Here is a 25258-nt window from a genome sequence, read left to right as displayed (position 1 = left end):
GTCCCGACGACCCCGGCGGGCTCAACCGAGAACGAGGTCGTCGCTCCCCCGCCACAGGCAGGGCGAACCGAATCGCCCCAGCACCAGCGGCAGTTCGGGGCGGGGGCGTCCGAGCCACGCGACGTCCAGCTGGCGGTGCAGCAGCGCGGAGTCCACGGTGTGGCCGTGGCGGTACGGACGCACCCAGCGCAAGCCCTCCGCAGGCCCGCAGGTCTCCGAGGGCCCGGTGGACTCCGAGGGCTCGGTGGGCAGGGTCAGGTGCGCGGGAGCGCCCACGCACAGGCCATACGGGGAAAGCCAGTTGCGCACGGTGCCGGGCTCGACCAGCCAGAGCACACGGCCCGCTGCCGCGTCGTGGAGAACGGGCCCGCATCCGCCTCGCTGAACGGCGTCCATGCTGCGCAGCACCGCGGCGGCAGGCGCACCCGCGGCGGTGAACACCACGTCCCACCGAACTCCGAGCGGCAGCCGGACGGTGGCGCCGGCCTGCGTCCAGGCCCGTACCGCGGTGGCGAGACGTGCGTCGAGATCGTCGGCCGACCGGCTCACGGGCGGCCGACCGGGTACGTGCGGTACGGCAGGACCAGGGTCTCCCGATACGTGCGGTGCGCGGGATTCCGGCCGGAGTGCGTCAACGCCCAGCCGGCAGCGGCGTTCCGGTCCTCGGTGTCGCCGCTGACGGCGCCGCACACCGTGCACCGCATCGCGAAGAGCGGCTGTACGCCGTCGGATTCGGCGTCGGTGTTCGTGTCGGCGTTCGTGTCGGCGTCGGTGTTCGTGTCGGGTTCGGTGTCGGGGGTGATCGTCCACCGGAGGTGGCGGAGCACGGCGCGGCTCACCGGGGGCCGACCTGCCGTTGCAGGGCGGCGTGCAGCAACTCGGCGTCCGTCAGCGCCCGCGTACCGCCGTCGGGCGGCAACACCCAGCGCAGGCCAGGTCGTTCGGTGCGGTGCACCGGCGGAACCGCCAGCCAGGTGGCTGCCCCCAGCACCTGCACAGCAGGCCCGAACCGCCAACCGCCGCCCGCCCCGGACGCGATGAGCCAGTACCAGACGCAGGAGTACCCGTCTTCGAGCACAGCCCCGCTGCGCTCGCCGAGCGCGGGCAGCACCGCTCTGGAGACCCAGGCGGACACCCGGACCGCATCCCAGGCCACCCCGGCCTGCATGAGACAGATGTCAGGCCCCGGCGGCGGGGTGAACGCGACGCTTTGCGCGGCAGTTTCGGTCATAACTCAATGCTGTTCCTTGACTACAGACAGCGCACCGACACTGCGAGACGTCTGCCGACATCTTGGTGCCGCCAGACGTCGGTAGCTGTCATTCTGCTGAGATGGTGAACGAACGTCTTCGTCGCGCGATGCACCGCGCCGGGCACGATGTGGGAACTCTCGCTACGGCGGCAGAGGTCTCGACCAAGAGCGTGGAGCGCTGGCTTGGAGGCGCAGTGCCCTACCCACGCACCCGATACCGCGTCGCTGCGGCTTTACAGGTGGACGAGTCGTACCTGTGGCCCTCGGAGTCCAACCTGGCGTCCCTAACCGGTGCAGAGCTGGTCGCAACCTATCCACGCAGAGGCGATGTGCCTCGCGATCTGTGGATCGAACTTCTTCGAGGCGCCGAACGGAACGTCGACCTCCTCGCGTTCGCTGGGCTGTTCCTCACCGAAGAGCACCCTGATTGGCTACCCATGCTCGCAGCCAAGGCTCGAGCTGGAACTCGGGTTCGGCTGCTCATCGGTGACCCCGACGGCGCCCAACTCGCCGCGCGGGACGAGGAATACCGCATCGGCGGTGGGGTCGCGGGTCGGGTCGCTGCTGTCCTTGCTTACTACGGTGAGCGCATGCCCGAGCAGGTGGAGATTCGTCTGCACGACACCCCGCTGTACAACTCGATCTACCGCTTCGACGACGACATGGTCGTCAACGTCCATGCCTACGGAGTCCTGGCCGCGTTCACCCCGACCATGCACATCCGCCGAATCGACGGCGCCTACTTCAACACCTACTCCGAGAGCTACGAACGGGTATGGGCATCCGCTAGATCAGCAGACGACGTCTTCGGGAGGACCAATGGGCCAGGCGACCCGCAGGATTGACCACTGGCAGGACCCGGATGCCCCCAAGCCGACCAGCCGGAAGACCAGCGCCAGCACCTTCGTGCAGGACGTAGAGGGACGCGTTCTTCTGCTGAAGCGCGTCGACAACGACCTGTGGACCATCCCCACTGGAGGCGTGAAGAAGGGCGAGACCGTCGGCGAGGGTGGCGTCCGCGAGTGCCGCGAAGAGACAGGGCTCGACGTCGAAGTGATTGGACTCGTGGGGGTGTTCAGCACTCCGGATCACGTCATCGTGTACATGCACGGCGACAAGGTGGACGAGGTCCGGCAGCCCATCAACATCTGTCTGCGCGCCCGAGTCGTGGGCGGGCAGATCACACCGGAGCCCGACGAGGCGGCCGAGGTTCGGTGGGTGGCGCCCGAAGAGCTGGGCAGCTATCCGATCCACCCCGCACTGATGGCGCGAATCCGCCATGGGCTGAGCGGCGCAGCCCCCTATGTCTCCTAACTACTGCGAACGACAAAGAGCCCCCACCGCTCTGAGGCGATGGGAGCTCTGTTCCCTACCTGGTGGTTACGCCCTGGCCTGCGCTCGCACCACCGTCACCGGTGGCAGTGCATCCATGACACGAAAGTGAAGCTGCGTGACGGAACCACCGCGTTGACCTCGGACACGCACACGGGGCTGTTCCAGGAGTACGAAGAGTCCCTGGCAGAACGACCGGCAGGAGCCGTGCAGCCGTGCCGAGGCCGAGACGTGGGACCACTGGCTACGCAACGGCTCCGCCGACAGGCAATTTGGCTGGTAAGTCCACCCCGGTCGATGCGACCGGGGTGGACGACTCCCAGACGGGAGCGCGGTAGGCCGTGTGGGACTCGAACCCACAACCAATGGATTAAAAGTCCACTGCTCTGCCAATTGAGCTAACGGCCCGCCCGAGAAGCATAACCGGCCGGGCGCTCCACGTTCGAAGGCATTGCCGCAGGAGGCAGGCGTGGAACGAGCGGTACGCCGCCCGCCGCCCGACGGAGCCCCGTCGCCGCCCCGTGCGAACCGCACCGGCACCCCGCCCCGTACCGCACCACCCCGCGCACCACCGGGCGCGCCGCCGCGCCGGGTGACGGCGCGCACCCCGTCGCCCACACCGCCCCGCGCGCCTACCCGCACGCCCCGCCCGCGCACGCGACCGCGCCCCTCGTCCGGCACGTCACACACAACGAAAACGGCCCCCTCTCCCGAAGGAGAGAGGGCCGTCTCACAGCTCCTCGGCAGCCTCAACAGGCCGCCGCCGCAGGGGTTTCGCGCACCCGGCGAGGCCCGGCGCGGTCGGCCCGCGGAACGTCAGCCGTTGCGCTTCCAGCGCGGCTTGTCGCTGCGACGGTCGCCGGCGCCGTCGAAGGAACGCTCGTGGTGACGCGCTCCGGCGGCGGGGGCGCCGCCGCGGTGGTCGTCCCGACGGCCGTACGGGCGACGGTCGTCACGGCGCTCGCCGCGGTTGAACGGACGGTCGGCCCGGTCGCGGTCGCGACGGAAGCCCTCGCGTCCGCCGCGGAACTCGCGGTCGCCGCCGCCCTCACGGCGGAAACCGCCGCGCTGCTCGCCGCCGCGCTGCTCGCCGCCGCGGAACTCGCCGCCCTCGCGGCGTTCCCGGCGCTCGCCGCCGCGGAAGCCGCCACGGTCGCCACCGCGGTCGCCGCCACGGAACTCGCGGTCGCCGTCACGGCGTTCGTACGAGCCGCGGTTGCCCCCGCGGTCACGGTCGCCGCCGCGGAAGCCGCCACGGTCTCCGCCGCGGTCGTCCCGGCGGAACCCGCCGCGGTCGCCACCGCGGTCGTCGCGACGGAACGGACGGTTGCCACCGCCGCTGCCGCCGCCGTCACGCTTGCGCTCCTCGGCGCGGCGCTCCTTCTCCACCCGGGCGGCCTCCTTGGCCTCGCGGATGGCGGCCTCGGCCTCCTCCTGCGCGGCGGCCTCGGCACGCTCCTCGGCGGCGTGTGCGATCGCCTCGTCCGGGTCCTCGCCGCGCTCGCGCGCAGCTCGGCCGATCAACTGGTCGGCCTCGTTGCGCAGTTCGTCGGCGCGGCGACGGGTCCGCTCCAGCTTCCTGGTCAGCGCGGACACCTCGCGCTCGGCCTGACGGGCGGTACCGGCCGCCGCCTCGGCCTGCACCTCGGTGAGCGAACGCGCACCGGTGATCTTGACGACGTCGTCCTCGAAGAGGTCTCCGCGGCCGATGATGTGACGCCCGGCGTCCACACCGGCGTCCTCCATCAGCCGGAAGATCTGCCGGCGCTGGTGCGGCAGCGCGAGCGAGACTACGGTGCCGGACTGCCCCGCACGCGCCGTACGGCCCGAACGGTGCAGATAGTCCTTGTGGTCGCCGGCCGGGTCGACGTTCAGCACCAGGTCGATGCCGTCGACGTGGATGCCGCGCGCCGCGACGTCGGTGGCGACCAGCGCGTTGACGTGGCCGTCCTTGAAGTCCGCCAGCGTCCGGGTGCGCGCGCCCTGCGTCATGCCGCCGTGCAGCGCGTCGGCCTTCACACCGGCCTCGCGCAGCTGCTCGGCGACGCGGTCGGCGCCCAGCTGGGTCCGGACGAAGACGATGGTGCGGCCGTCGCGCGCGGCGATGGCGTTGGTGACCGGCGCCTTGTCCCGCGGCTTCACGATCAGGATGTGGTGGCTCATGGTGCTGACCGCACCCTGCGCCGCGTCCACCTCGTGGCTGACGGGGTCGACCAGGTAGCGCTTGACGAGGGTGTCGATCTCGTTCTCCAGCGTCGCGGAGAACAGCATCCGCTGGCCGCCGGCCGGAACCAGGTCGAGCAGCTCGGTGACCTCGGGCAGGAAGCCCAGGTCGGCCATCTGGTCGGCCTCGTCGAGAACGGCCACCTCGACGTCGTCCAGCGAGCAGGCGCGGCGGTTGATGAGGTCGCGCAGCCGGCCCGGGGTGGCGACGAGAACGTCGACCCCCCGCTCCAGCGCGGAGATCTGGTTGCCCATCGAGGTGCCGCCGCAGACGACCTTCAGCTTCAGGCCGAGCACGTCGCCGTAGGGCTGGAGCGCGTCGGAGACCTGCATGGCAAGCTCACGGGTGGGCGTGAGGATGACGGCACGCGGCCGGTTGCGGGCGGTCCTGCCGCCGGAGAGCCGGGACAGGGCCGGCAGCCCGAAGCTCAGGGTCTTGCCGGAGCCGGTACGGCCGCGGCCGAGGATGTCCTTGCCGGCCAGCGCGTCCGGAATGGTGGCGGCCTGGATGGGGAACGGGGTGGTCACACCGTTCTGCGCGAGCTTGCGCACGATGGACTCGGGCAGACCGAGGTCGCCGAAGGTGGGCTCGTCGACGGGAGCGGCTTCGGTTGCGGCCTCGGTGTCGAGCAGCTGCTCGTCCTCGGGCAGGACGGAATCAGCGGTGAAAACAGACATGCGTAATGCGAACCTTCCGGAGATCGGGCACGCGCCACAGACTTCCGTGTTCGCACACGACCGCCTCGATGCGGTCAGCCACGGCCAAGCAGTAGGAACGCGCCACACGGCACGCCAGAATTGGGGCGGCCGGGCAAATGGGATCAAACGATCTGCCAGCATACGCACCCCCCGACAGCCCATGCAAACACGGGGTCCGCTCAGGGCCGTCGGTGTGCGCAACGCCACTCCGTCCACCGACATCCCCCGCACCCCGCGAGCCCTCACCCGTCCCGCGCGCCCCACCCGCCCGCGCACGTCCCGCACGCGTCCCGCGGGCCTCGTCAGGCCGCACACCGTCGGCGAACGCCGCACCGCCCACGGCCGGTTCACCTCGACCGCGACCCGCCGCGACCCCACCCCTCACCGCCTCGCACAGGTGTCGCCTCGCACAGGAGCTGACTCGCACAGGTGCCGCCTCGCACGCCGGACGCCGCGGCGGGCGGCTCAGCCGTAGCCCAGCTCGTGCAGACGTTCGTCGTCGATCCCGAAATGATGTGCGATCTCGTGCACCACGGTGATCTCGATCTCCTCGACGACCATCTCCCGCCCCCCGTCCTCCCGTTCGCACATCCGGAGCGTGGGGCCCATGTAGATGGAGATGCGGTCCGGCAGCACTCCGGCGTACCACTCGCCGCGCTCGGTGAGCGGAGTGCCCTCGTACAGGCCCAGCAGTTCGGGATCGGCCGGATCGGGCTCGTCCTCCACGAAGACGGCCACGTTGTCCATCAACCGCGTCAGCTCGGGCGGCACATGGTCCAGCGCCTCGGCGACGAGCTGCTCGAATTCCTCGCGCGTGATCTCCAGCACTAGGCCATTGTCGGGTACGGCACACCCGGCCCGCATAGCCGGGGCGCGGTCTGGGCATATCGGACGGCATGGCCCGTGCACCGCTTCGGCAGTCCCGTGCCAACCGCTTCTCGGCACTGCGCCGGGCTGCCGGCTCGGCCCTCGCCGCATTCCGCCGCGAACGCGCTCGCGACACCCCGACACCCGTCGAGCTCGCGCCCGCCCCGCGCCCCTGGCTCCGCGCCCTCGCACTGATCGGCGTCACCGTGCTCGGCGCGTGGCTCGGCCTGCTCACCGTGGGCAACGTGCACAAGCCGGTCGGCCCGATGGACACCACCATGACGCTGCGGCCTTCGGTCTCCGGCGGCACCAAGATCAACATCGCTCCGCTGGGCGCCCTCGCGCTGGAGAGCCACCACGCCCCGCTGCGTCTGGACGTGGACGTCACCCGGCTCGACCCGGACAAGGCCGAGCGGCTGGTCGCCGACCCGAGCCAGTTCAGCGGCCTCCAGGACGAGGTGTCACGCGACGTGCAGTCCGGCACCCGCGATCTCGCGCTGCGTTCGGCCGCCGCCGTGGTCTGCGGGGCGACCGCGCTCGGGCTCGTCGTCTACCGCCGGCCGCGCCGCGCGCTGCTCGCAGGCGGGCTCGCGCTCTCGCTGCTCGCCGCCTCCGGCGCCGCCGCCGCGGTCACCTGGAACCCGAAGGCGGTGCTGGAGCCGAAGTTCTCCGGCCTGCTCGCCGGCGCCCCCAGCCTGGTCGGCGACGCACGCAACATCGTCACCGACTTCGACACCTACCAGCAGGAGTTGGCCCGCCTGGTCACCAACGTCACCAAGCTCTACGAGGCCGCCTCCACCCTGCCCACCTACCAGCCCGACCCCAACACCACCCGCGTACTGCACGTGTCCGACATCCACCTCAACCCCGCCGCCTGGCGCATCATCGAGTCGCTGGTGGAGCAGTACGAGATCGACGCCGTCATCGACACCGGCGACACCATGGACCACGGCACCGCCGCCGAGAACGCCTTCCTCGACGCGGCGAGCGACCTCGGCGCCCCCTTCGTCTGGGTCCGCGGCAACCACGACTCGGCCGTCACACAGGACTACTTGGAGAAGCGCGACAACGTGTACGTGCTCGACGACGGCAAGCCGGTCGACGTCGCCGGGCTGCGCATCGCCGGCATCGGTGACCCCACCTTCACCCCGGACCGTTCCGCCGAGGCCGGCGGCGACGAGGAGCAGGAAGCTGCGGGCCGCAGACTCGCCGCCGCGCTGCGGACGTCGAAGGTCCGCGGCAAGCCCGTCGACATCGCCGCCGCCCACAACCCCGTACTGGCCGAACAGACCGACGGCGAGGTGCCGCTCGTCCTCGCCGGCCACACGCACAACCGCAGCCAGCGCACCCTGGACGGCGGCACCCGGCTCATGATCGAGGGTTCGACCGGAGGCAGCGGGCTGCGCGCGGTCGAGCAGGACGAGCCGGACAACGTCTCCGCCTCGGTCCTCTACCTCGACCAGGAGACCAGGACCCTCCAGGCGTGGGACGAGATCACCCTCGGCGGTCTCGGCCTGACCACCGCGGAGGTCAGCCGCCGCCTCCCGCCCGGCACCGAGCCGGGCGCCTCCCCGTCGCCCTCCCCCAGCACCACACCCTCCGACAGCTCCGCCCCGGACTCCGGCTCCGACTCGGACTCCGACTCCGACTCCGACTCGCGCTCCGGGTCCGGGACTTCGGACTCCGGGTCCGCCGCTTCGGACTCCGGTTCGAGGGAGCCGGGCCGGTCCGGCTCCGACGCCCGTCCACCGGCAGACCAGGACCGCAGGTCACCGCGGCCCGAGGAGTGACCGCCGCGCCACTGGCACGGGCCGGGCGGGGGCCGGTCCTCCCGCCCGCCAATCCGTTTTGGCGAACCGCAGGGCTATCCCATATGCTTCTCACGTCCCCGACGCGCCGGTACAAGCGCGCAGGCGGGCCATCAGCCCTCATCGTCTAGTGGCCCAGGACGCCGCCCTTTCAAGGCGGTAGCACGGGTTCGAATCCCGTTGGGGGCACGCATCACCTGTGCGAGACTGTTGACGCACAAGCTTGGTCCTGTGGAGCAGTTTGGAGTGCTCGCCACCCTGTCAAGGTGGAGGCCGCGGGTTCAAATCCCGTCAGGACCGCTGCAGATCACCCCGGTGAACTGCGTGGCTGGGTAGCTCAGTTGGTACGAGCGATCGCCTGAAAAGCGATAGGTCGCCGGTTCGATCCCGGCCCCAGCCACCACATTGAAGAAATCCCGGACGGCGTGCCGTCCGGGATTTTTGTGGCGTTCCACAGGGCATGAAGAGCTCGGTTTGAGGTGCTGACGTGCCAGCACCGAACCGCCAGGATCGTCGGCCGCCGGCTCTCCTCGCTCCCGCGCGGATCCCCTGCTGCCCCGAGCAGCGGTACACGTACTCCCGACGTGATGTCCTCGCACGGCCGGTCGTGGGCGATGGACTGCCTACATATGGCGGCGCGTTCACTGCCGGGGGAGGACGGCGGCTGCGCGAGCAGGAGCCGACCGACCGTGCCTTCGTCCACGCCGGATCGGCCTGGTCGCACGGCCCCGGCCCGTAGGAGGTTTCCCCGATGGTCCGGCACCGGGAGCTCGTACGATGGCGGTACATCGTGACCAGGAGGATGGACAGGGAAGATGCCACGAGCACGCCGAGCCGGGCACACTCCGTGGTGAACCGGATCCCTTGAGTCCGTGCCGCGCCGAGGAGCGGGCCCTAGCGTGGGGCGGGTGAGCGAGTACCAGTACTACCAGTTCCTCGCGGTCGAGCGGCCGCTGAGCGAATGTCAGCAGGGCGAGCTACGGAAGCTCTCGACACGCGCGCAGATCACCTCGAACCGGATGACCAACCACTACGAGTGGGGCGATTTCAAAGGCGATCCGGTCGCGCTGGTCGAGCGGTACTTCGACGCACACCTGTACTTCGCCAACTGGGGCAGCCGTCGGCTGCTGCTCCGGGTCCCCAGCGCCCAAGTCCCCCTGAAGACGGTCCTCCCCTACTGCCGCCAGGATGTCCTCGCGGCGCATCGCCACGGTGCGTACACCGTCATCGACATGGTCAGCGAGGACGACGGGGCCGACGAGGACCAGTGGGTGCAGGAAGCCGAATGGGACGACGAGGAGGACGAAGGAGCTCTGGCCGAACTGATCGGCATCCGGGACGAACTGTGCCGCGGCGACCTGCGCTCCCTCGCCATCGCACGTCTGACCGACGGCGCCGCAGGGCCGGAACCGCGCGACAGTCCCGGCCGTGCGGACACTCTCCCTGGTCCTCTCTCCGCTTCTCAGCAGGCCCTGGCCGCGTTCCTCCGCGTCGCCGTCTGACCCAGGTCAGTCCAGTGCCGTCAGCCTGGACCGGGCCTGGGACAGATCGAATCCAGCCGGGTCGAAATCAGTGGCATCTCTCAGTCCCAGCCAACCGAGCAGGTGCTGGTGTTCGTCGTGGGACGGGTCGGCAAGGACACGTCGAAGATCCTCGTAGCCGGAGATCCCGCCGCTGCTTCAGCCGATCCCCCACCTTCCACCTATGTACGTTATCGTGTACATCATGAAGACCATGAGCGTTACCGAACTACGCGCCGGCATCGCCGACGCCCTCGATGCGGTCGAGAACGACGCCGAGGAACTGGTCATCACCCGGACCGGCCACGAGCCGATGGTCGTTGTCTCACTCGCCGAGTACGAGTCGCTGAAGGAGACCGACTACCTGCTACGGTCCCCCGCGATGGCCGAGCGTCTGCGCAGGTCGATCGAGCAGGATCGCGCGGGCCACGGCACGGTCCACGAGTTGGTTGACCCCGGCGACGAGGCCAGCCAGGGCGCCGCGTGAAGGTCCTCTTCCTCGACGACGGCTGGAATGACTATCTGTGGTGGCAGGCGAACGATCGCAAGCTCCTGAAGCGGATCAACCAGCTCATCGCCGACATCGACCGCAACGCCCACGAGGGAATCGGCAAGCCCGAACCTCTGCGGAGCGACCTCTCCGGCTACTGGTCACGGCGCATCGACTCCGAGCACCGGCTGGTGTACCGCATCGACGAGGACGACACCATCCACGTCGTGGCCTGCCGCTTCCACTACGAACGCCGATGAGGACGGGCCCGCCCGCAGACACAGACCGGCCAGAGGCGGATCAACGGGAATCCAGCCGCCGCATGGAAGCAGGCGGCTTCTCCGCCCGCGAGCCTGGATTCACGACTGCGATGGTCGGCCGCTCCATGCTGACACGTCAGCACGGCACCCGGATCGAGGCGCATCGAGCAGGACGCAGGCGGAAACAAACAGGTGCCCTTGTCCGGATCCCCACGCGTTTTCGCAGGTCAGGAAAGTAACGGCGTCGGGGTTCGAATCCCGTTGGGGCACGCATCACCTGTGCGAGACTGTTGACGCACAAGCTTGGTCCTGTGGAGCAGTTTGGAGTGCTCGCCACCCTGTCAAGGTGGAGGCCGCGGGTTCAAATCCCGTCAGGACCGCTGCAGATCACCCCGGTGAACTGCCTCCCCAAGCTCTTCGAGCAGGGGATACCCCAGGCTGGGTAGCTCAGTTGGTACGAGCGACCGCCTGAAAAGCGATAGGTCGCCGGTTCGATCCCGGCCCCAGCCACCATCACAAGAACGTCCCGGACGGCCTGCCGTCCGGGACGTTTTCGTTGTGCACCCCGGCAAAGTCGTCCGCCCCTCCGAGAGCACGGCATCGGACGAGAGCCGGTTCGGGCAGAGTGCCGGAGCCTGCGGTACTCGCACCGGGAGCACGGCTAGAACGCCAGGTCGTCCCAGGACACGCTCAGGGCGAAGGGCTCGGGGAACTCGATACTGAGGCCGTTCGGCTCCCACTCGCCGACGGCCACGTACGCCGAGGGCCGCAGCGGCTTCACAGCGAGCACGGACCGGTCGATGGTGAACAGCTCGTACGCCCGCACGGCGGCGACATCCCATGTCCCGCCCGAGTCGAGCTCGATCTCCCAGTACCAGGGGATGCCCGCCTCCGCGTACCGGTCCATCTTCCACTGCCTGCGCTTGGGAGTGTCCGATCCGGAGAGCACCTCGCCCACGAGAACGGTGTCCGCGGCGAAAGTGTCGGCACCACGGGGCAGGCAGCGGCGGACCAGGAAGTCAGGCGTGAGGAAGCTCGACTTCTCCGGCGTGAAGAAGACGTTGGTTTCCACCTCGACCTGCCAGCAGCGCTGCTCCCTGCCGTTGGTCTCCTCCTTCATGGCCCGGCGGGCGGCGGCCTCGAGCGCGTTGCGCATGCGCACAGCGAAGCGCTGGTGCTCCAGTGGCCCGCGCCTGTTCCACACGACGTTGCCGCGCCACAGCTCGATGCCCTCGGCGACGTCGTCCGGAAGCTGCTGGAGCTCCTCCCAGCTCATGGTCTCGGGGAGCTGGGAACCGGGTTCCCCAACCGCACTCGCTGACATGCCGCCTCCAGGGTTCGCAATACCTGCCCGGAGCCAACGTAACGGACCGAGCCGGCCCCGAATACCTGCTCAGCGCAGCTCGAACCGCACGCCGCGTGCGCCCCGGATCACTTCTCCCGAGCAGCTGGAACGGCATGAGCGGCGGCCAGCCGGCCTGAGACGCCAGCACCGATGCCGGATCGAGCGGGACGCACCCGGCCCGAGCGGAGCGAAACGGCCCCTCGCAACTGGCTTCCTCGCATCGCCACAGCTCAGGAAGGAGAACGATCTCAAGTTCACTCCCGCCAGAACCGCTGCAGATCACCCTGGTCAACTGCCCGGCCGAACAGCTCAGTTGGTACGAGCGATCGCCTGAAAAGCAACAGGCCGCCGGCTCGATCCCAGCCCCGGCCGGCTCTCCGCGCCGGGGTCAGGGCCAGTAGAGCTTCGTCTCCTCCGCGGGGGATCGAGGACCCACCAGCCTGGGAAGTGCGACCTCGTACCCCAGCCCGCGCAGTACGTCCGCGGCCTCCTCGGGTGCATCCCGAACGGCCGCCCTGAGCTGAACCCTTCGGTACTCCCGCAGATGGCCGTCGACCACTTCCCGCCAGTTCGGTTCGACGTTGACGCGGAACTCGCGATACAGGAACAGCAGCACGTCCTCCAGCGACGGGCGCATCCGGTGGCCCCCGACCGGCAGGTGCATCTCGGACAGTCGGGGAAGTCGACGGCTCCGCAGCTTCTGCTTCGGCTTGCCCTGCTCGGCGAGGCAAAGCAGATACGCCATCTCGTCGCGATGCGCGTGCACCTGAATGTGTGCGCCTGGCGGGTTCTTCCATCCGCGCACGTATTCGAACCGCAGCAGGGGTCGGACGACCGGTGGTAGAAGATCTTGATGTCCGCCTGCTCGGTCGCGAGAAAGGTGCTCGTCCCGTCCCAGCAGCACCAGTAGCAGACATAGAGGCTCAGTACGGCCTCGTCGTTGATCCTTACGGGAATACGCTGCGTGCGCCCGTCCGCCGCTATCGGAACAACCTGGACTCTGTGCCCGGACTCGACGGCACGGAAGGGCGGCGAGTCCTTGCCCAGAACTCCTTGCGTCAGAGCGGTCAACCTGTTGGCGAAATCATTCGCCAGAACGTCGAGGGAGGATTCCTCAGCAGTCGTCACCCGCGAGAAGGTAGTCGAGCCCTTCGACCGTGTGCCAAACGTCGAGCTCATCCATTGACAGGCTGTAGGTCTCGGCCCTCTCCGTCAACTCCGAGTAGGACATGTTCACTTCAGCCAGCAGAGACTGCCTCTGGGCGAGCAGCTCTTCGCGTGTACGGCGGATCACGGTGGGCATGGCGAGCTCCGGCTCGTCGTTGAACTCAGTGAAGTATGAAGCGTTGGCGACCACCGGCTGCCGCCAGTACGGCGAAACCGGTGGTGGCTTTCGCGCAACTCCCCGACACCCGGACGAGGTTCGCGCCTCGAACAGTGCGTTGCACCTCTGTGCAGAGTTCTCCGCCCTGCCGGATAACTCACTCGTTCGATCGAATGGGTCGACACGGAGATTGACGGGAATCGACCGGAGTCGGAACGCGGAAAGCAAGGCGCTCCGTCTGCCACAGCAAGAGAGTTCGAACAGAACGAAACGCGCCGGCCGCTCACCACTCCACCGCTGGGGCCAAGTGGTCTCTCATCCACCTCGAAAGCACCGGAACTCCGAGGAGCCGCGGCCGGGAGGTGGGCGGCCGGCGGGTGCCGCTCAGGTCAGCGGGCGGACGTCGGCGACGTCGTACTCGGCCACCGAGGCGGACCGGATCTCCGCCGTCTGCTCCTCGCCCGGACCGCTGCCCCTGAACGCCTCCACCGCCTCGACCGAGTCCCACCGCTCGAAGACGACCACCCGCGCCGGGTCCACCGGGTCCGCGGTGATCGCGAAGTCCAGGCAGCCGGCCGTGCGCCTGGCCTGTTCGACCACCGCGACGCAGCCGGCGAGATACGCCTCGCGCTGCGCCGGGTCCACCTCCAGATGTCCTGCGACGATCACCACGGTGCTGCTCCCTCTGCTCGGTTCGCTGCTGTCACAGGGGTACGACGCCGCAGCCGCCCCGAACTCATCGGCGAGCAGCGCCCGCACACCCTCCGTCCCGCCCGCACGCCCGAGCGCCCGCACAGCCGCGCCGTACGGTCCGCTCCCGTACGCCGCCCGGCACGGTCCCACCCGCCGGGGTCGGGCACACCGGCGGGTGCCGCCGCAAATCCACTCGCGGTCCCGGCCGCCCGAATGGGATGCTGGGGCCCGTATGTCCAGCGCACCTGCCCTCAGCCATGCCGCCCTCGCCGCGCGGCTCTCCGAACTGCCTCCGCGGGACTCCCGCAGGCTCGGCCGCCGTCTGGAGGGCGCGCGGCGCATCCGCAAACCGCAGGCCCAGCAGTCCGTGCTGGCCGAGATCGCCGCCGAGGCCGACCGGGCCGAGCAGCGGCTCGACGCACGGCGTGCCGCGCTGCCGGAGGTGAGCTACCCCGAGCAGCTTCCGGTCAGCCAGAAGAAGGACGACATCCTGGCCGCGATCCGCGACCACCAGGTGGTGATCGTCGCGGGCGAGACGGGCTCGGGCAAGACGACCCAGATTCCCAAGATCTGTCTGGAGCTCGGGCGCGGCATCAAGGGCACGATCGGGCACACCCAGCCGCGCCGGATCGCGGCGCGGACGGTGGCCGAGCGGGTGGCCGAGGAGCTGAGCACCCCGCTGGGCGAGGCGGTGGGCTGGAAGGTCCGCTTCACCGACCAGGTGAAGGACACCACGCTGGTCAAGCTGATGACGGACGGCATCCTGCTCGCCGAGATCCAGACGGACCGGGATCTGCTGCGCTACGACACGATCATCATCGACGAGGCGCACGAACGCAGCCTCAACATCGACTTCCTGCTCGGCTACCTCGCCCAACTCCTGCCCAGACGCCCCGATCTGAAGGTCGTCATCACGTCGGCGACCATCGATCCCGAACGCTTCTCGCGGCATTTCGGCGACGCCCCGATCATCGAGGTGAGCGGGCGGACGTACCCGGTGGAGGTGCGCTACCGGCCGCTGCTGGAGGAGGGGTCCGAGGAGCCGGACCGCGACCAGGTCACCGCCATCTGCGAGGCGGTCGACGAGCTGCAGGCGGAGGGCCCGGGCGATGTGCTGGTCTTCCTATCCGGCGAGCGGGAGATCCGGGACACCGCCGACGCGCTGGAGAAACGGCGGCTCCGGAACACCGAGATCCTGCCGCTGTACGCACGGCTCTCCCACGCCGAGCAGCACCGGGTCTTCCAGCGCCACAGCAACCGCCGGGTCGTACTGGCCACCAACGTCGCGGAGACCTCGCTCACCGTGCCGGGCATCAAGTACGTCATCGACCCGGGCAACGCCCGCATCTCCCGCTACAGCCACCGCACCAAGGTCCAGCGGCTGCCGATCGAGCGCGTCTCCCAGGCGAGCGCCAACCAGCGCAAGGGTCGTTGCGGTCGCACCTCGGACGGCATCTGCATCCGGCTCTACAGCGAGGACGACTTCCTCGCGCGGCCGGAGTTCACGGACGCGGAGATCCTGCGCACCAACCTCGCCTCGGTCATCCTGCAGATGACGGCGGCGGGGCTCGGTGAGATCGAGCGGTTCCCCTTCATCGACCCGCCGGACCACCGCAGCATCAAGGCCGGCGTCCAACTCCTGGAGGAGCTGGGCGCGTTGGAGTCGGGCAGCGCGGGAAAGCCGGTCAAGCAGCAGGGCGGACGCAAGGGCCGGGTGCTGACCGACACCGGTCGGCGGCTCGCCCAGCTGCCGGTCGACCCCAGGCTCGGCCGGATGGTGCTGGAGGCCGACCGCAACGGCTGTGTGCGCGAGGTGATGGTGATCGCCGCCGCGCTCTCGCTCCAGGACCCGCGCGAACGTCCCAGCGACAAGCAGCAGCAGGCCGACCAGCAGCACGCCCGGTTCAAGGACGAGACCAGCGACTTCCTCGCCTTTCTCAATCTCTGGCGGTACCTCAAGGAGCAGCAGCGCGAGCTGTCCAGCTCCGCCTTCCGCCGGATGTGCCGGGCCGAGTACCTGAACTACCTGCGGATACGCGAGTGGCAGGACATCTACGCCCAGCTGCGGCAGACCGCGCGGACCATGAAGGTCGAGCTCAACGAGGGGGACGCGGCCGACGACGCGATCCACCGCTCGCTGCTGGCCGGCATGCTGTCGCACATCGGCCTCAAGGACCCGGAGAAGAACGAGTACGGCGGCGCACGCGGCGCCCGGTTCGCGGTCTTCCCGGGCTCCGCGCTCTTCAAGAAGCAGCCGCGCTGGTTGATGTCGGCCGAGCTGGTGGAGACCTCGCGGCTGTGGGCCCGGGTCAACGCGAAGATCGACCCCGACTGGATCGAGCCGATCGCCGGGCATCTGGTCAAACGCACCCACAGCGAACCGCACTGGGAGCAGAAGCAGGCCGCGGTGATGGCGTACGAGAAGGTCACGCTCTACGGCGTGCCGATCGTCGCCCAGCGCAAGGTCAACTACGGCCGCATCGACCCGGAGACCAGCCGCGACCTGTTCATCCGCAACGCCCTGGTGGAGGGCGACTGGCGCAACCACCACCAGTTCTTCCAGGACAACCGCAAACTCCTGGGCGAGGTCGAGGAGTTGGAGCACCGCGCCCGTCGTCGCGACATCATGGTGGACGACGAGACGCTCTACGACTTCTACGACCAGCGGATTCCCGAACAGATCGTCTCCGGCGCGCACTTCGACTCCTGGTGGAAGAGCAAACGCCGGGAAGAACCCGATCTGCTGAACTTCGAGAAGTCGATGCTCATCAACGAGCGCGCCGGGGACATCAGCCGGGCCGACTACCCGGACTCCTGGCGGCAGGGCGCGCTCAAGCTGCGGGTGACCTATCAGTTCGAGCCGGGTGCGGACGCGGACGGCGTCACCGTGCACGTGCCGCTCCAGGTCCTCAACCAGGTGCGGCCGGACGGCTTCGACTGGCAGATTCCCGGGCTGCGCGCCCAGGTCGTCACCGAGCTGATCCGCTCGCTGCCGAAGGCGATCCGCCGCAACTTCGTACCCGCCCCGGACTTCGCCCGCCGCTTTCTGAAGCTGCTCGCCGAGGCCGGGCAGGATCCGGCTGCGGCTCCCGCCGAGCCGCTGACGGCCGTGCTGTCCCGGGAGTTGGTGCGGCTGACCGGTGTGCGCTTCGACGCCGGGGACTTCGACTGGGAGAAGGTCCCCGACCATCTGCGCGTCACCTTCCGAGTGGTGGACGAGCGGCGCCGCAAGGTCGGTCCGGACGCCGAGAGCAAGGACCTCCAGACGCTCGTACTGCGGTTCAAGCCCAAGGCGCAGGCGGCGCTGACCCGGGCCTTCGAGGCGGCCGAGGTCCGCGGCCGCACCAAGGACCGCGCCAAGGACCGCACCGACGGCAGGCAGTCCGCCTCCGCCGAGGAGGCGCCCGCGCCCAGGCAGCGAACGGGCCTGACGTCCTGGACGATCGGCACCCTGGAGCGCACCTTCGAGACCCGTCGCGCGGGCCAGCCGGTCAAGGCGTACCCGGCAGTGGTCGACGACGGCGAGAAGGCGGGCACGGTCTCGGTGCGCCTCTTCGACAGCGAACAGGAGCAGTTGGCGGCGATGCGGGCCGGAACCCGCCGGCTGATCCTGCTGAACCTCCCCTCGGACCCGGCGAGATTCGCGCTCGGAAAGCTCGACAACCGGCAGAAGCTGGCGCTCTCCAGCACTCCGCACGGCAGCGTCCAGGCGCTCTTCGCCGACTGCGTGGCCGCCTCGGTCGACCGCCTGGTGGCGGTGCACGGTGGCCCGGCGTGGGACGAGGCCGCGTTCCGCAAGCTGTTCGACGCGGTGCGCGCGGACGTCGTGGACGCGACCCTGGGCGCCGTCGCCCAGGTGCGGGAGGTGCTGGCCGCCTGGCAGTCCTGCGAACGCCGCATGAAATCCCCGCCGTTGGTCTCCAGCGCGACCCTCGCCCCCTCGGTGGCGGACGTGCGAGCCCAGCTGGCCGCACTCGTACCGCCCGGTTTCGTGACCGCGCACGGCGCGCGGCGGTTGCCCGACCTGCGGCGCTATCTGGTCGCCGCGGACCGGCGGTTGCAGCAGCTGCCCAACAACGCCCAGCGCGACGCCGCGCGGATGGCGAAGGTGGCGGAGATGCAGGACGAGTACGCCTGGCTGCTGGAGCAGTTCCCGCCCGGTCGGCCGGTGCCGGAGGCGGCCGGGGAGATCCGCTGGATGATCGAGGAGCTGCGGGTGAGCTACTTCGCGCACGCCCTGGGCACGGCGTATCCGGTGTCCGACAAGCGGATCGTGAAGGCTGTGGACGCCGCTGTTCCGGCCGCCCGGTGACCGTTGCCGGCCCCGCTCGGGGAGCCCGCTCGAACGGATTCGCGCCGGGCGGCTGACCTGCTGTACAGTCTGGTCTCGCGCCAAGGGAACGCGGCGCGAAACCTGGTCCTGTGGAGCAGTTTGGAGTGCTCGCCACCCTGTCAAGGTGGAGGCCGCGGGTTCAAATCCCGTCAGGACCGCATCATCGAGGGGCGTCTCGTTCGCGAGGCGCCCCTCGCACGTGTGCCGGCAACCGCGCAGATCCGCTCGAACGAGCGCACCGCACAGACCGCACCGAGGAGTGCCGGACGGCCCCCGAACCCTCAACTGCGCGGCGTACGGAGCGGATTGGTCCGCTTCGTCCGCACGAGAGCTTCCACCCGCAGTCTTGACTCGGCTACGCAGCGCGAGTACCTCTGCTACCAGGAGGTGTCAGCATGGCGACAGCCCGGGGGCCCCGGCAGCACCGGCGGCACAGCACGAAAGCTCTGCTCCGCGCGCATCTGTCCGCCGCCGCGCGGCTCGGCCCGCACTCGACGCCGCGCTGCGCGGTCTGCCACAGACTGCGCCGCCTGGCGGCCGAGCACCCCGCCGAGCCGCACGGGTCGGCCGTGCCCTTCGTGCCGGCCGTCGCGCCCGCGCCCTCCGCCCGCTCCGTCGCGACCGACCGCGACCCGGAACCGGCCCCCCGCGAACCCGGGCCACCCGTCGACCCCGGCACCGGGCCTCGCGAGTCCGCGCCTCGTGAGTCCGGGCCCCGTGAGTCCGGGCCGCACGCGTCCGGGGCCGGTGAGTCCGCCGGCGCAGCCCAACGAGCGCTGCCCGCAGGGAAGTCGGAGTCGACGGAGCCGCGCGAGCCCGTGCAGCAGCCCGCCGCCACCCGGGGGCCGGCAGCCCTCGGAGCGGAGAGCGGTGCGCGGGACCGCCGATCCGGCAGCCTCGCCGACTCCGTGCCGTTCGCCGCCCCGCATCCGTCCAACGCCGCACCCCTGACCGAGATACCGGCCGTCCACCCCATACGGCCCCCGGTCCCCGCCCTGGCCTCCTCCCGGGGCGCCGACGACGCCACGACCGCGGAGGCCGTCACAGCGGCCGTACGCGCCGCACACGAGCCGCACGGGTCGCGGGGCGCCTGACGCCCCGTACGGCGCCGCACACGCGGCTCCACGCCCTGCTGCGCGCTTCTGCTCGCACACCGCCGCCGCTGCCGCACCCCGGGCAGGAGCGGCGGGTTCACCGCACGGGAGACCCCCCGGCAGCACGGGGCCGTCGTCATCACCCGGAAGTGGACGGCGAACGCGGGCGCGTCGGGGCCGACTCGACGCGAAAGTGATGGAAGCATCAACTACCGCCGCACAGTGGCGCATTACCGCACGGTAGGTACCACGGCAAGCCGAAGAAATGTGACGTGACTCACTCAACCCCGAAGGCAACTGGGGGAGTTTATGCCGTTCCTACGGTGACTCAATTTAATATGTGCAATTTCACCGATGATTGAGAACGCCCACCGAAACCCCCACACACCCGACCCACCGGCCCCGGCAACCGTCACCCCCGAACCGTCCGGCGACCGCCCGGAGGATGGCACCGCGGACCCGCAGCCCGCTCCGGCACCCACCGCGCGAACACCGCGACGGCGCCCGGACACCCGTTCCGGTCGACCGCCCGGCACCCCGCACCGGCCCCCGGAAACGACGATCGCGCCGGACCCGGCGGAGTCCGACGCGATCACAACGAAGTGCCGCATGGGGACGGCTACTTGTCGTCACTGCTGAGTGACACTCTCGGGAAAGCCCGAAAACGCCCGTTCTATGCGATTGTTCAGGCCTCGCTGCGCTGCTGCGGGATCCCCGCCAGCAGTGCACGCACCTCCGCCTCGCGGTAGCGGCGGTGCCCGCCGAGCGTGCGAATCGACGTGAGCTTGCCTGCCTTTGCCCAGCGCGTGACCGTCTTCGGGTCGACGCGGAACATCGTGGCAACCTCAGCCGGAGTCAACAGCGGCTCGGCATCAGGGGTGCGAGCGGTCATGAGCGGCCTCCTCGGGAGAACCGAACCAATGCGGTTCTTTCCTCTAAATTCTGCACCTTGACCTGTGATGCCCGAAAAGGCGCCCACAGGTCGAGTCGGTTATAGGACGAACGGCTTGTCCTCGGCACTACAACTACACCATCCGTCCAGCCGCGTCGGGCCAAACCGATGGAATTGCCCCCCTCTCGCAATCAACCTCCACGGAACCCGACGGACCGTGCCACAACGGACAGTCACAGGGCCGTGACAATCCGTCATAATCTTTGACGAGGTGTCACAGGAGTGCGCAAGCAGTGCAATGCCGAAGTATCCGCCCGCAGTTGGGCGGAAGGAGGCCGTCCAGGACTCCTTGTCCTATTTTGACACGAGGGGTGGGCTTGAGAGCAAGGGGGTCTTTGTGCAATCCATCACTGAGTGCGGGATTTGACCTGTATTGGCCGGTTGATCCCCAGCGGAGACTTCCCAGTCGGGGAGTGGTCCCGACTCCCCCTGACCCTCATTCAGTGACCGTGGTCACAGCAGCCCCACGGTTGCCCGCAGTGCTCCCCCGGCCCGGTGCCACTCCGGCCCGCAGGTCCCCCGACCTCTCCGCGCCGCCCGTACCGCTGGTGATGCCGTACTGCCCGTACTGCCCGTACTGCTTTGCCGCCCGTGCCGCCCTGGCGCCCGAGCCGCTCGGCCCGGTGCCGAGGCGCTAGCTGGCGAACTGCCGCAGCTGCACCGAGCGCCAACGCTCGGCAAGCCCCTCGTACAGCTCGCCCGCTCGTGCCTCGTCGCCCTCGCGGAGCGCGTCCAGCCCCTCGTCCGCCTCGGCCGCCGAATGATCGGAGGCGAGTTGCTCCTCGGGAATGATGTGGACCAGCCCCCCGTAATCCAGCTCGACGAGCGAACGCGGGTGGAAGTCCTCGAGCCAACGCCCCACATCTACCAGCCCGTCGACCAGCGGGCCCTCCTCCAGTTCTGCGCGGAGAAGCTTCAACGCCCGGGCGATACGACGCCTGGCCTGCACCATGGGTGTGCGGTAGCGCAGCCGAAGACCTTCCGGCGTCTTCCCGAATTCACGCTCTTCATCCCTGAAAAACAGAAACCATCTGATCGGCACGTGCCACAGCGCCGTACGGATCCACGGACGGGCATCCGTGTGCTGCGGGTCACGCCGGCGCCAGCTGTCGTAGTCGGCGCTCGCACGCTCCCGCAGCGACGGCGGCATCGCCAGATCCAGCACCGGCTGCGGCAGCTCGCTGCCCGCCTCCGACAGCGCCTGCCAACCGCGCAGCCTGGTGCGCCACGGGCACACGCACACCACCCCGTCCACCTCCGCGACGAACGCGTCCGCGCTCTCCCGCGCCTGCACCAGCACGGGCGGCACCGCGGCCAGCGCGGTGAGCGCCCCGCGCAGCTCGTCCTGGACGCCCGGTCGGTCGGTGCGTTTGGCATAGCGGGCCCAGTGGCTGCGTTCGGGCTCGGGAAAGGCCGCCAGCGGCTCGTACACCCGCAGATAGGACGTGTACGGGACGGTGACTGCCGTCGACGGGGACACAGGTGCTCCCTTGCATCTCGTGGGCCTTCGGACGGTTGCCGGAGGCCGATGTGAATCTGCACCCGGCTGTCTCTGATGGTGACACCCGGGCTCTCTCGCGCCCGTGAAGTCGTACCCTGCTGCTCAACAGACCCTCCCCACCCGCAGGAGGGTGTCAATCGCGACTACAGGAGTCACCACCGTGACTGACGTACGTCCCTCCGTCAGCGCCGACGGAGTCATGCAGACCCTCTTCCGATCGGAGCAGGGCGGCCACGAACAGGTCGTGCTCTGCCAGGACCGCAGGAGTGGGCTCAAGGCGGTCATCGCCATCCACTCCACCGCCCTCGGGCCCGCCCTCGGCGGCACCCGCTTCCACGCCTACGCGGACCACGCGCTGCCCGAGGAGGCAGCCACCCTGGACGCGCTCAACCTCGCCCGAGGCATGTCGTACAAGAACGCCATGGCCGGGCTGGAGCACGGCGGCGGCAAGGCCGTGATCATCGGTGACCCGGACATCCTGAAGTCCGAGGAACTCCTGCTGGCGTACGGCCGGTTCATCTCCTCCCTCGGCGGTCGCTATGTGACCGCCTGCGACGTCGGCACCTATGTGCAGGACATGGACGTGGTGGCCCGCGAGTGCCGCTGGACCACCGGCCGCTCCCCCGAGAACGGCGGCGCCGGCGACTCCTCCGTACTGACCTCCTTCGGTGTCTTCCAGGGCATGCGCGCCAGCGCCCAGCGCCTGTGGGGAGCCCCGACGCTGCGCGACCGCACGGTGGGCGTGGCCGGAGTCGGCAAGGTCGGCAGACTGCTGGTCGACCTCCTGGTGGAGGACGGCGCCGAGGTCGTCGTCACCGACGTCCGCGAGGAGTCCGTCGACCGCGTACGGGCCACGCATCCGCAGGTCACCGTCGCGGCCTCGACCGAGGCGCTGATCCGCACCGAGGGGCTGGACGTCTACGCGCCCTGCGCCCTCGGCGGCGCGCTCGACGACACGACCGTTCCGGCGCTCACCGCCAAGGCGGTCTGCGGAGCGGCCAACAACCAGCTCGCCCACCCCGGCGTCGAGAAGGACCTCGCCGACCGCGGCATCCTCTACGCGCCCGACTACGTCGTGAACGCGGGCGGCGTCATCCAGGTCGCCGACGAGCTCCACGGCTTCGACTTCGCGCGTGCGAAGGAGAAGGCGACGAAGATCTACGACACCACCCTGGAGATCTTCCAGCGTGCGGCGGACGACGGAGTGCCGCCCGCGGTCGCCGCCGACCGGATCGCCGAACAGCGCATGGCCGCCGCACGCGGCTGAACCGCCCTGCCGTCGTGCGGCGCACCCGCGCCGCACGACGGCGGACCACTCCCCCGCCCGCCGGCGCCCCCTCACCGCCCGGACCACCGCCGGACCACCGCCGGCCCTTCCCGGGAACAGCGGCGACGCGGTGCGCACGCCGCCGGAAGCGAACCCGCAGAGCCCCCTGGAGAACCCGTAGATCCCCTCTGGAGAACGTCACCGTCGGTGACGAACCGCGGGGAGACATCCCTCACCACCCCCCTGTGGGACACGCGGCATCAAGAAGGTAAAATCGCCGTTGACCAGCGAAAAAATGGTCGATGGATGGTGCGGTCACCTGTCGGGTCGCGCGTGCGGCGTACCGTACGGCGGCGGAAACAGGTACCGTTGAAGTTCTAGAGCCGGACTCTCACCGAGGGTCCGCTCTCCACTGTGAACGCGTGTCAAGACTCTGGGGCCGTCGAGCCCCGTCGTTGAGGGGGTCGAGCCATGGGGCGCGGCCGGGCCAAGGCCAAGCAGACGAAGGTCGCCCGCCAGCTGAAGTACAACAGCGGCGGGACTGACCTCTCGCGTCTGGCCGAAGAGCTGGGCGCAAATCCGCCGGCGCAGCAGCCGCCGAACGGTGAGCCGCTTGAAGAGGAAGAGGACGACCCGTACGCCCGGTACGCCGAGCGTTACAACGGGGACGACGACGAGGGCGAGAGCGACAGCTCCTCGGCCCGCCGACGTCAGGCTTGACGCACGGCTGGTCCATGCGTCGGCGTTCGTCCTGATCGCGCACGTACCCGGTCCGGGGCTTCCCGGGGCCGGGTTTTGTGCTGCTCGGCGCCGCCCGTGCGGTACGGCCGGCCCCTGCGACGTCGGGCCGCTCAAGGGCCCGGCTTCTCCCTCGGGTGGCGCGGAGGGGCGACAGGCGTACGCCGCGGACGCCGCACAAACGCCGCTGAACGCAGCCACCGGACCGCGCACGGGACCCGCAGGCGCCGTCGGGGGACGCTCCGGATCCGCGTGTACCGGCGGACGGTGGCGCGCGAATGTCGCCGGGACGAACCGCCGGTCAACCGCGCGCATCGGGATCGGGCACTCGTTCGGGCGGTTCCCCGTGGGGCGGGGCCGGACCGTTTCGCGACCGGCACCCCACCCCGGCGGATCAGCTCGCGTAGTCCCCGGTGAGGACGACCGGCTCCTCGCCCTCACGCTCCGTGACCTCGCCCGCGACCCAGGCGTCCAGACCGCGGTCCGCGCAGGTCGCCAGCGCCACGTCGACCGAGTCCGCGGGAACGATGGCCATCATCCCGACGCCCATGTTCAACGTCCGCTCCAGGTCCGGCCTGGCGACGCTGCCGAGCTCCGCGACCGTGCCGAACACCGGGGCCGGCGCCCAGGTGCCGCGGTCGACGGTGGCGCCCAGCCCGTCGGGAACGACCCGGGCCAGGTTGGCCGCGAGCCCGCCGCCGGTGATGTGCGAGAAGGCGTGCACCTCGGTCGTGCGCGCCAGAGCGAGGCAGTCCAGCGAGTAGATCCGGGTCGGCTCCAGCAGCTCCTCGCCGAGCGTCCGGCCGAACTCCGGCACCTCGCGGTCCAGCGCCCAGCCGGCCCGCTCCAGAAAGACCTTGCGGACCAGCGAGTACCCGTTGGAGTGCAGACCAGAGGAGGCCATGGCGATCACCGCGTCGCCACTGCGAACGCGGTCGGCACCCAGCAGCCGGTCCGCCTCGACCACGCCGGTGCCCGCGCCCGCCACGTCGTACTCGTCCTCGCCGAGCAGGCCGGGGTGCTCGGCGGTCTCGCCGCCGACCAGCGCGCAACCGGCGAGAACGCAGCCCTCGGCGATGCCCTTGACGATCGCGGCGACCCGCTCGGGGCGGACCTTGCCGACACAGATGTAGTCCGTCATGAAGAGCGGCTCGGCACCGCAGACCACGAGGTCGTCCACGACCATGGCGACCAGGTCGTGCCCGATGGTGTCGTGGACGTCCATCGCCTGGGCGACGGCGACCTTGGTGCCGACGCCGTCGGTCGCCGAGGCGAGCAGCGGGCGCTCGTACCGCTTGAGGGCCGAGACGTCGAAGAGGCCGGCGAAACCGCCGAGGCCGCCGAGAGACTCGGGGCGCTGCGCCTTCCGCACCCACTTCTTCATCAGCTCGACGGCGAGGTCGCCGGCTTCGATGTCGACTCCGGCGCTCTCGTAGGTGATCGGGGCGCCTGCGGTCTCAGTCATGTCTCTCCGTCGCGGGATTCGCGGTGTTCACGGTGCGCTGGTGCGCGGTGTCCACGGTGCGCGGGTGCGCGGTGTTCACGGTTCACGGTGTCGCC

Annotated in this window: 24 protein-coding genes and 7 tRNA genes; 17 read left to right on the top strand and 14 right to left on the bottom strand. The window is 70.0% G+C overall.

Annotation, left to right across the window (positions count from 1 at the left end; genetic code table 11):
- Positions 1-21: 21 nt before the first annotated feature.
- The 3 genes from MTQ01_RS02995 to MTQ01_RS02985 are packed head-to-tail and all read right to left on the bottom strand — an operon-like array spanning position 22 to position 1231.
- On the bottom strand, positions 22-549 hold the full coding sequence (locus MTQ01_RS02995) for a hypothetical protein (RefSeq protein WP_247486708.1): 528 nt from the start codon (positions 547-549) through the stop codon (positions 22-24).
- Positions 546-827, bottom strand: a complete 282-nt coding sequence (locus MTQ01_RS02990; RefSeq protein WP_247486707.1) for a hypothetical protein — start codon at positions 825-827, stop codon at positions 546-548. Before MTQ01_RS02990 ends, MTQ01_RS02995 begins: the two co-directional genes overlap by 4 nt.
- Positions 828-835: 8 nt before the next feature.
- A complete protein-coding gene (locus MTQ01_RS02985; protein ID WP_247486706.1) occupies positions 836-1231 on the bottom strand; it encodes a hypothetical protein in 396 nt (131 codons plus the stop codon).
- A gap of 101 nt (positions 1232-1332) precedes the next feature.
- Here MTQ01_RS02985 and MTQ01_RS02980 point away from each other — a divergent pair, with 101 nt between their 5' ends.
- Together MTQ01_RS02980 and MTQ01_RS02975 are read left to right on the top strand one after the other, a co-directional pair.
- The gene (locus MTQ01_RS02980) at positions 1333-2097 is read left to right on the top strand and encodes an XRE family transcriptional regulator (protein WP_247486705.1); all 765 of its coding nucleotides are present in this window, start codon (positions 1333-1335) and stop codon (positions 2095-2097) included.
- Positions 2072-2566 (top strand): NUDIX domain-containing protein, encoded by a 495-nt coding sequence (locus MTQ01_RS02975; RefSeq protein WP_247486704.1) that lies wholly within the window; start codon positions 2072-2074, stop codon positions 2564-2566. Before MTQ01_RS02980 ends, MTQ01_RS02975 begins: the two co-directional genes overlap by 26 nt.
- A 353-nt stretch (positions 2567-2919) precedes the next feature.
- Here the strand turns inward: MTQ01_RS02975 and MTQ01_RS02970 are convergent.
- The 3 genes from MTQ01_RS02970 to MTQ01_RS02960 all read right to left on the bottom strand — a co-directional run bounded on the left by MTQ01_RS02970 (position 2920) and on the right by MTQ01_RS02960 (position 6370).
- Positions 2920-2992 (bottom strand) — tRNA-Lys (locus MTQ01_RS02970).
- Positions 2993-3400: 408 nt separating this feature from the next.
- The gene (locus MTQ01_RS02965) at positions 3401-5485 is read right to left on the bottom strand and encodes a DEAD/DEAH box helicase (protein ID WP_247486703.1); all 2085 of its coding nucleotides are present in this window, start codon (positions 5483-5485) and stop codon (positions 3401-3403) included.
- A 486-nt stretch (positions 5486-5971) separates the two neighbouring features.
- Entirely contained in the window at positions 5972-6370 is a 399-nt protein-coding gene (locus MTQ01_RS02960) for a metallopeptidase family protein (RefSeq protein ID WP_211043725.1), read from the bottom strand.
- Positions 6371-6402: 32 nt separating this feature from the next.
- Between MTQ01_RS02960 and MTQ01_RS02955 the strand changes: the two genes are divergently transcribed.
- The 5 genes from MTQ01_RS02955 (at position 6403) to MTQ01_RS02935 (ending at position 9683) form a co-directional block, all read left to right on the top strand.
- Positions 6403-8163: a metallophosphoesterase gene (locus MTQ01_RS02955; RefSeq protein WP_247486702.1), complete on the top strand. Its 1761-nt coding sequence runs from the start codon at positions 6403-6405 to the stop codon at positions 8161-8163.
- A 134-nt stretch (positions 8164-8297) separates the two neighbouring features.
- A tRNA-Glu gene (locus MTQ01_RS02950) sits at positions 8298-8370 on the top strand.
- A gap of 36 nt (positions 8371-8406) precedes the next feature.
- Positions 8407-8481 (top strand) — tRNA-Asp (locus MTQ01_RS02945).
- Between the two features lie 26 nt (positions 8482-8507).
- Positions 8508-8584, top strand: a tRNA-Phe gene (locus MTQ01_RS02940).
- A gap of 505 nt (positions 8585-9089) precedes the next feature.
- Positions 9090-9683, top strand: coding sequence for a hypothetical protein (locus MTQ01_RS02935; protein WP_247486701.1), 594 nt, complete (start codon positions 9090-9092; stop codon positions 9681-9683).
- Positions 9684-9689: 6 nt separating this feature from the next.
- On the opposite strand, the gene MTQ01_RS02930 is transcribed toward MTQ01_RS02935, so the two are convergent.
- Complete coding sequence (locus MTQ01_RS02930) at positions 9690-9848, bottom strand: plasmid pRiA4b ORF-3 family protein (RefSeq protein ID WP_247487692.1); 159 nt, start codon at positions 9846-9848, stop codon at positions 9690-9692.
- Between the two features lie 49 nt (positions 9849-9897).
- On the opposite strand from MTQ01_RS02930, the gene MTQ01_RS02925 reads away from it, so the two are divergent.
- The 4 genes from MTQ01_RS02925 to MTQ01_RS02910 all read left to right on the top strand — a co-directional run bounded on the left by MTQ01_RS02925 (position 9898) and on the right by MTQ01_RS02910 (position 10964).
- On the top strand, positions 9898-10188 hold the full coding sequence (locus MTQ01_RS02925) for a type II toxin-antitoxin system Phd/YefM family antitoxin (protein ID WP_374207632.1): 291 nt from the start codon (positions 9898-9900) through the stop codon (positions 10186-10188).
- Entirely contained in the window at positions 10185-10451 is a 267-nt protein-coding gene (locus MTQ01_RS02920; protein ID WP_247486699.1) for a Txe/YoeB family addiction module toxin, read from the top strand. The genes MTQ01_RS02925 and MTQ01_RS02920 overlap by 4 nt, the downstream gene beginning before the upstream one ends.
- A gap of 305 nt (positions 10452-10756) precedes the next feature.
- A tRNA-Asp gene (locus MTQ01_RS02915) sits at positions 10757-10831 on the top strand.
- Between the two features lie 56 nt (positions 10832-10887).
- Positions 10888-10964 (top strand) — tRNA-Phe (locus tag MTQ01_RS02910).
- Between the two features lie 148 nt (positions 10965-11112).
- Here the strand turns inward: MTQ01_RS02910 and MTQ01_RS02905 are convergent.
- The 4 genes from MTQ01_RS02905 to MTQ01_RS25085 all read right to left on the bottom strand — a co-directional run bounded on the left by MTQ01_RS02905 (position 11113) and on the right by MTQ01_RS25085 (position 13792).
- A complete protein-coding gene (locus MTQ01_RS02905) occupies positions 11113-11727 on the bottom strand; it encodes a Uma2 family endonuclease (protein WP_247486698.1) in 615 nt (204 codons plus the stop codon).
- 457 nt (positions 11728-12184) lie between these two features.
- The gene (locus tag MTQ01_RS02900; RefSeq protein WP_247486697.1) at positions 12185-12541 is read right to left on the bottom strand and encodes a hypothetical protein; all 357 of its coding nucleotides are present in this window, start codon (positions 12539-12541) and stop codon (positions 12185-12187) included.
- Positions 12542-12910: 369 nt separating this feature from the next.
- Complete coding sequence (locus tag MTQ01_RS02895; protein WP_247486696.1) at positions 12911-13153, bottom strand: hypothetical protein; 243 nt, start codon at positions 13151-13153, stop codon at positions 12911-12913.
- 351 nt (positions 13154-13504) lie between these two features.
- Positions 13505-13792 (bottom strand): putative quinol monooxygenase, encoded by a 288-nt coding sequence (locus tag MTQ01_RS25085; RefSeq protein WP_247486695.1) that lies wholly within the window; start codon positions 13790-13792, stop codon positions 13505-13507.
- Positions 13793-14045: 253 nt separating this feature from the next.
- Here MTQ01_RS25085 and hrpA point away from each other — a divergent pair, with 253 nt between their 5' ends.
- From hrpA to MTQ01_RS02875, 3 genes are all read left to right on the top strand, one after another.
- Positions 14046-18125, top strand: coding sequence for an ATP-dependent RNA helicase HrpA (gene hrpA / locus MTQ01_RS02885; protein WP_247486694.1), 4080 nt, complete (start codon positions 14046-14048; stop codon positions 18123-18125).
- A gap of 104 nt (positions 18126-18229) precedes the next feature.
- Positions 18230-18304 (top strand) — tRNA-Asp (locus tag MTQ01_RS02880).
- Between the two features lie 237 nt (positions 18305-18541).
- The gene (locus MTQ01_RS02875) at positions 18542-19240 is read left to right on the top strand and encodes a DUF6274 family protein (RefSeq protein WP_247486693.1); all 699 of its coding nucleotides are present in this window, start codon (positions 18542-18544) and stop codon (positions 19238-19240) included.
- Positions 19241-19925: 685 nt separating this feature from the next.
- Here MTQ01_RS02875 and bldC read toward each other — a convergent pair.
- Positions 19926-20132, bottom strand: coding sequence for a developmental transcriptional regulator BldC (bldC, locus tag MTQ01_RS02870; RefSeq protein WP_003949541.1), 207 nt, complete (start codon positions 20130-20132; stop codon positions 19926-19928).
- Positions 20133-20635: 503 nt separating this feature from the next.
- Here bldC and MTQ01_RS02865 point away from each other — a divergent pair.
- Complete coding sequence (locus MTQ01_RS02865) at positions 20636-20830, top strand: hypothetical protein (protein ID WP_247486692.1); 195 nt, start codon at positions 20636-20638, stop codon at positions 20828-20830.
- On the opposite strand, the gene MTQ01_RS02860 is transcribed toward MTQ01_RS02865, so the two are convergent.
- Positions 20827-21672, bottom strand: coding sequence for a hypothetical protein (locus MTQ01_RS02860; protein ID WP_247486691.1), 846 nt, complete (start codon positions 21670-21672; stop codon positions 20827-20829). The genes MTQ01_RS02865 and MTQ01_RS02860 overlap by 4 nt on opposite strands.
- Positions 21673-21892: 220 nt before the next feature.
- On the opposite strand from MTQ01_RS02860, the gene MTQ01_RS02855 reads away from it, so the two are divergent.
- Both MTQ01_RS02855 and MTQ01_RS02850 read left to right on the top strand, forming a co-directional pair.
- Positions 21893-22960 (top strand): Glu/Leu/Phe/Val dehydrogenase dimerization domain-containing protein, encoded by a 1068-nt coding sequence (locus MTQ01_RS02855; protein ID WP_247487690.1) that lies wholly within the window; start codon positions 21893-21895, stop codon positions 22958-22960.
- Positions 22961-23431: 471 nt separating this feature from the next.
- Positions 23432-23680 carry a DUF3073 domain-containing protein gene (locus MTQ01_RS02850; RefSeq protein ID WP_211039496.1) on the top strand — a complete coding sequence of 83 codons (249 nt, stop codon included), beginning with the start codon at positions 23432-23434 and terminating at the stop codon, positions 23678-23680.
- A 412-nt stretch (positions 23681-24092) separates the two neighbouring features.
- Here MTQ01_RS02850 and purM read toward each other — a convergent pair whose 3' ends face one another.
- Positions 24093-25163: a phosphoribosylformylglycinamidine cyclo-ligase gene (gene purM / locus MTQ01_RS02845; protein WP_247486690.1), complete on the bottom strand. Its 1071-nt coding sequence runs from the start codon at positions 25161-25163 to the stop codon at positions 24093-24095.
- Positions 25164-25258 lie beyond the last annotated feature (95 nt).

Source organism: Streptomyces sp. XM4193, assembly GCF_023072595.1.
In the GTDB taxonomy this organism is placed as follows: domain Bacteria; phylum Actinomycetota; class Actinomycetes; order Streptomycetales; family Streptomycetaceae; genus Streptomyces.
The sequence above is the reverse complement of the archived record's forward strand: the minus strand, read 5'-3'. Positions and strand labels throughout refer to the sequence as shown.

What these genes read in the sequence shown, in the direction of transcription:
- MTQ01_RS02985 (WP_247486706.1), bottom strand. Translation starts at nt 1,231, where the DNA reads ATGACCGAAACTGCCGCGCAAAGCGTCGCGTTCACCCCGCCGCCGGGG.
- MTQ01_RS02980 (WP_247486705.1), top strand. Translation starts at nt 1,333, where the DNA reads ATGGTGAACGAACGTCTTCGTCGCGCGATGCACCGCGCCGGGCACGAT.
- MTQ01_RS02975 (WP_247486704.1), top strand. Translation starts at nt 2,072, where the DNA reads ATGGGCCAGGCGACCCGCAGGATTGACCACTGGCAGGACCCGGATGCC.
- MTQ01_RS02965 (WP_247486703.1), bottom strand. Translation starts at nt 5,485, where the DNA reads ATGTCTGTTTTCACCGCTGATTCCGTCCTGCCCGAGGACGAGCAGCTG.
- MTQ01_RS02960 (WP_211043725.1), bottom strand. Translation starts at nt 6,370, where the DNA reads ATGCGGGCCGGGTGTGCCGTACCCGACAATGGCCTAGTGCTGGAGATC.
- MTQ01_RS02955 (WP_247486702.1), top strand. Translation starts at nt 6,403, where the DNA reads ATGGCCCGTGCACCGCTTCGGCAGTCCCGTGCCAACCGCTTCTCGGCA.
- MTQ01_RS02905 (WP_247486698.1), bottom strand. Translation starts at nt 11,727, where the DNA reads ATGAGCTGGGAGGAGCTCCAGCAGCTTCCGGACGACGTCGCCGAGGGC.
- MTQ01_RS02900 (WP_247486697.1), bottom strand. Translation starts at nt 12,541, where the DNA reads ATGGCGTATCTGCTTTGCCTCGCCGAGCAGGGCAAGCCGAAGCAGAAG.
- hrpA (WP_247486694.1), top strand. Translation starts at nt 14,046, where the DNA reads ATGTCCAGCGCACCTGCCCTCAGCCATGCCGCCCTCGCCGCGCGGCTC.
- MTQ01_RS02875 (WP_247486693.1), top strand. Translation starts at nt 18,542, where the DNA reads ATGGCGACAGCCCGGGGGCCCCGGCAGCACCGGCGGCACAGCACGAAA.
- bldC (WP_003949541.1), bottom strand. Translation starts at nt 20,132, where the DNA reads ATGACCGCTCGCACCCCTGATGCCGAGCCGCTGTTGACTCCGGCTGAG.
- MTQ01_RS02855 (WP_247487690.1), top strand. Translation starts at nt 21,893, where the DNA reads ATGCAGACCCTCTTCCGATCGGAGCAGGGCGGCCACGAACAGGTCGTG.
- MTQ01_RS02850 (WP_211039496.1), top strand. Translation starts at nt 23,432, where the DNA reads ATGGGGCGCGGCCGGGCCAAGGCCAAGCAGACGAAGGTCGCCCGCCAG.
- purM (WP_247486690.1), bottom strand. Translation starts at nt 25,163, where the DNA reads ATGACTGAGACCGCAGGCGCCCCGATCACCTACGAGAGCGCCGGAGTC.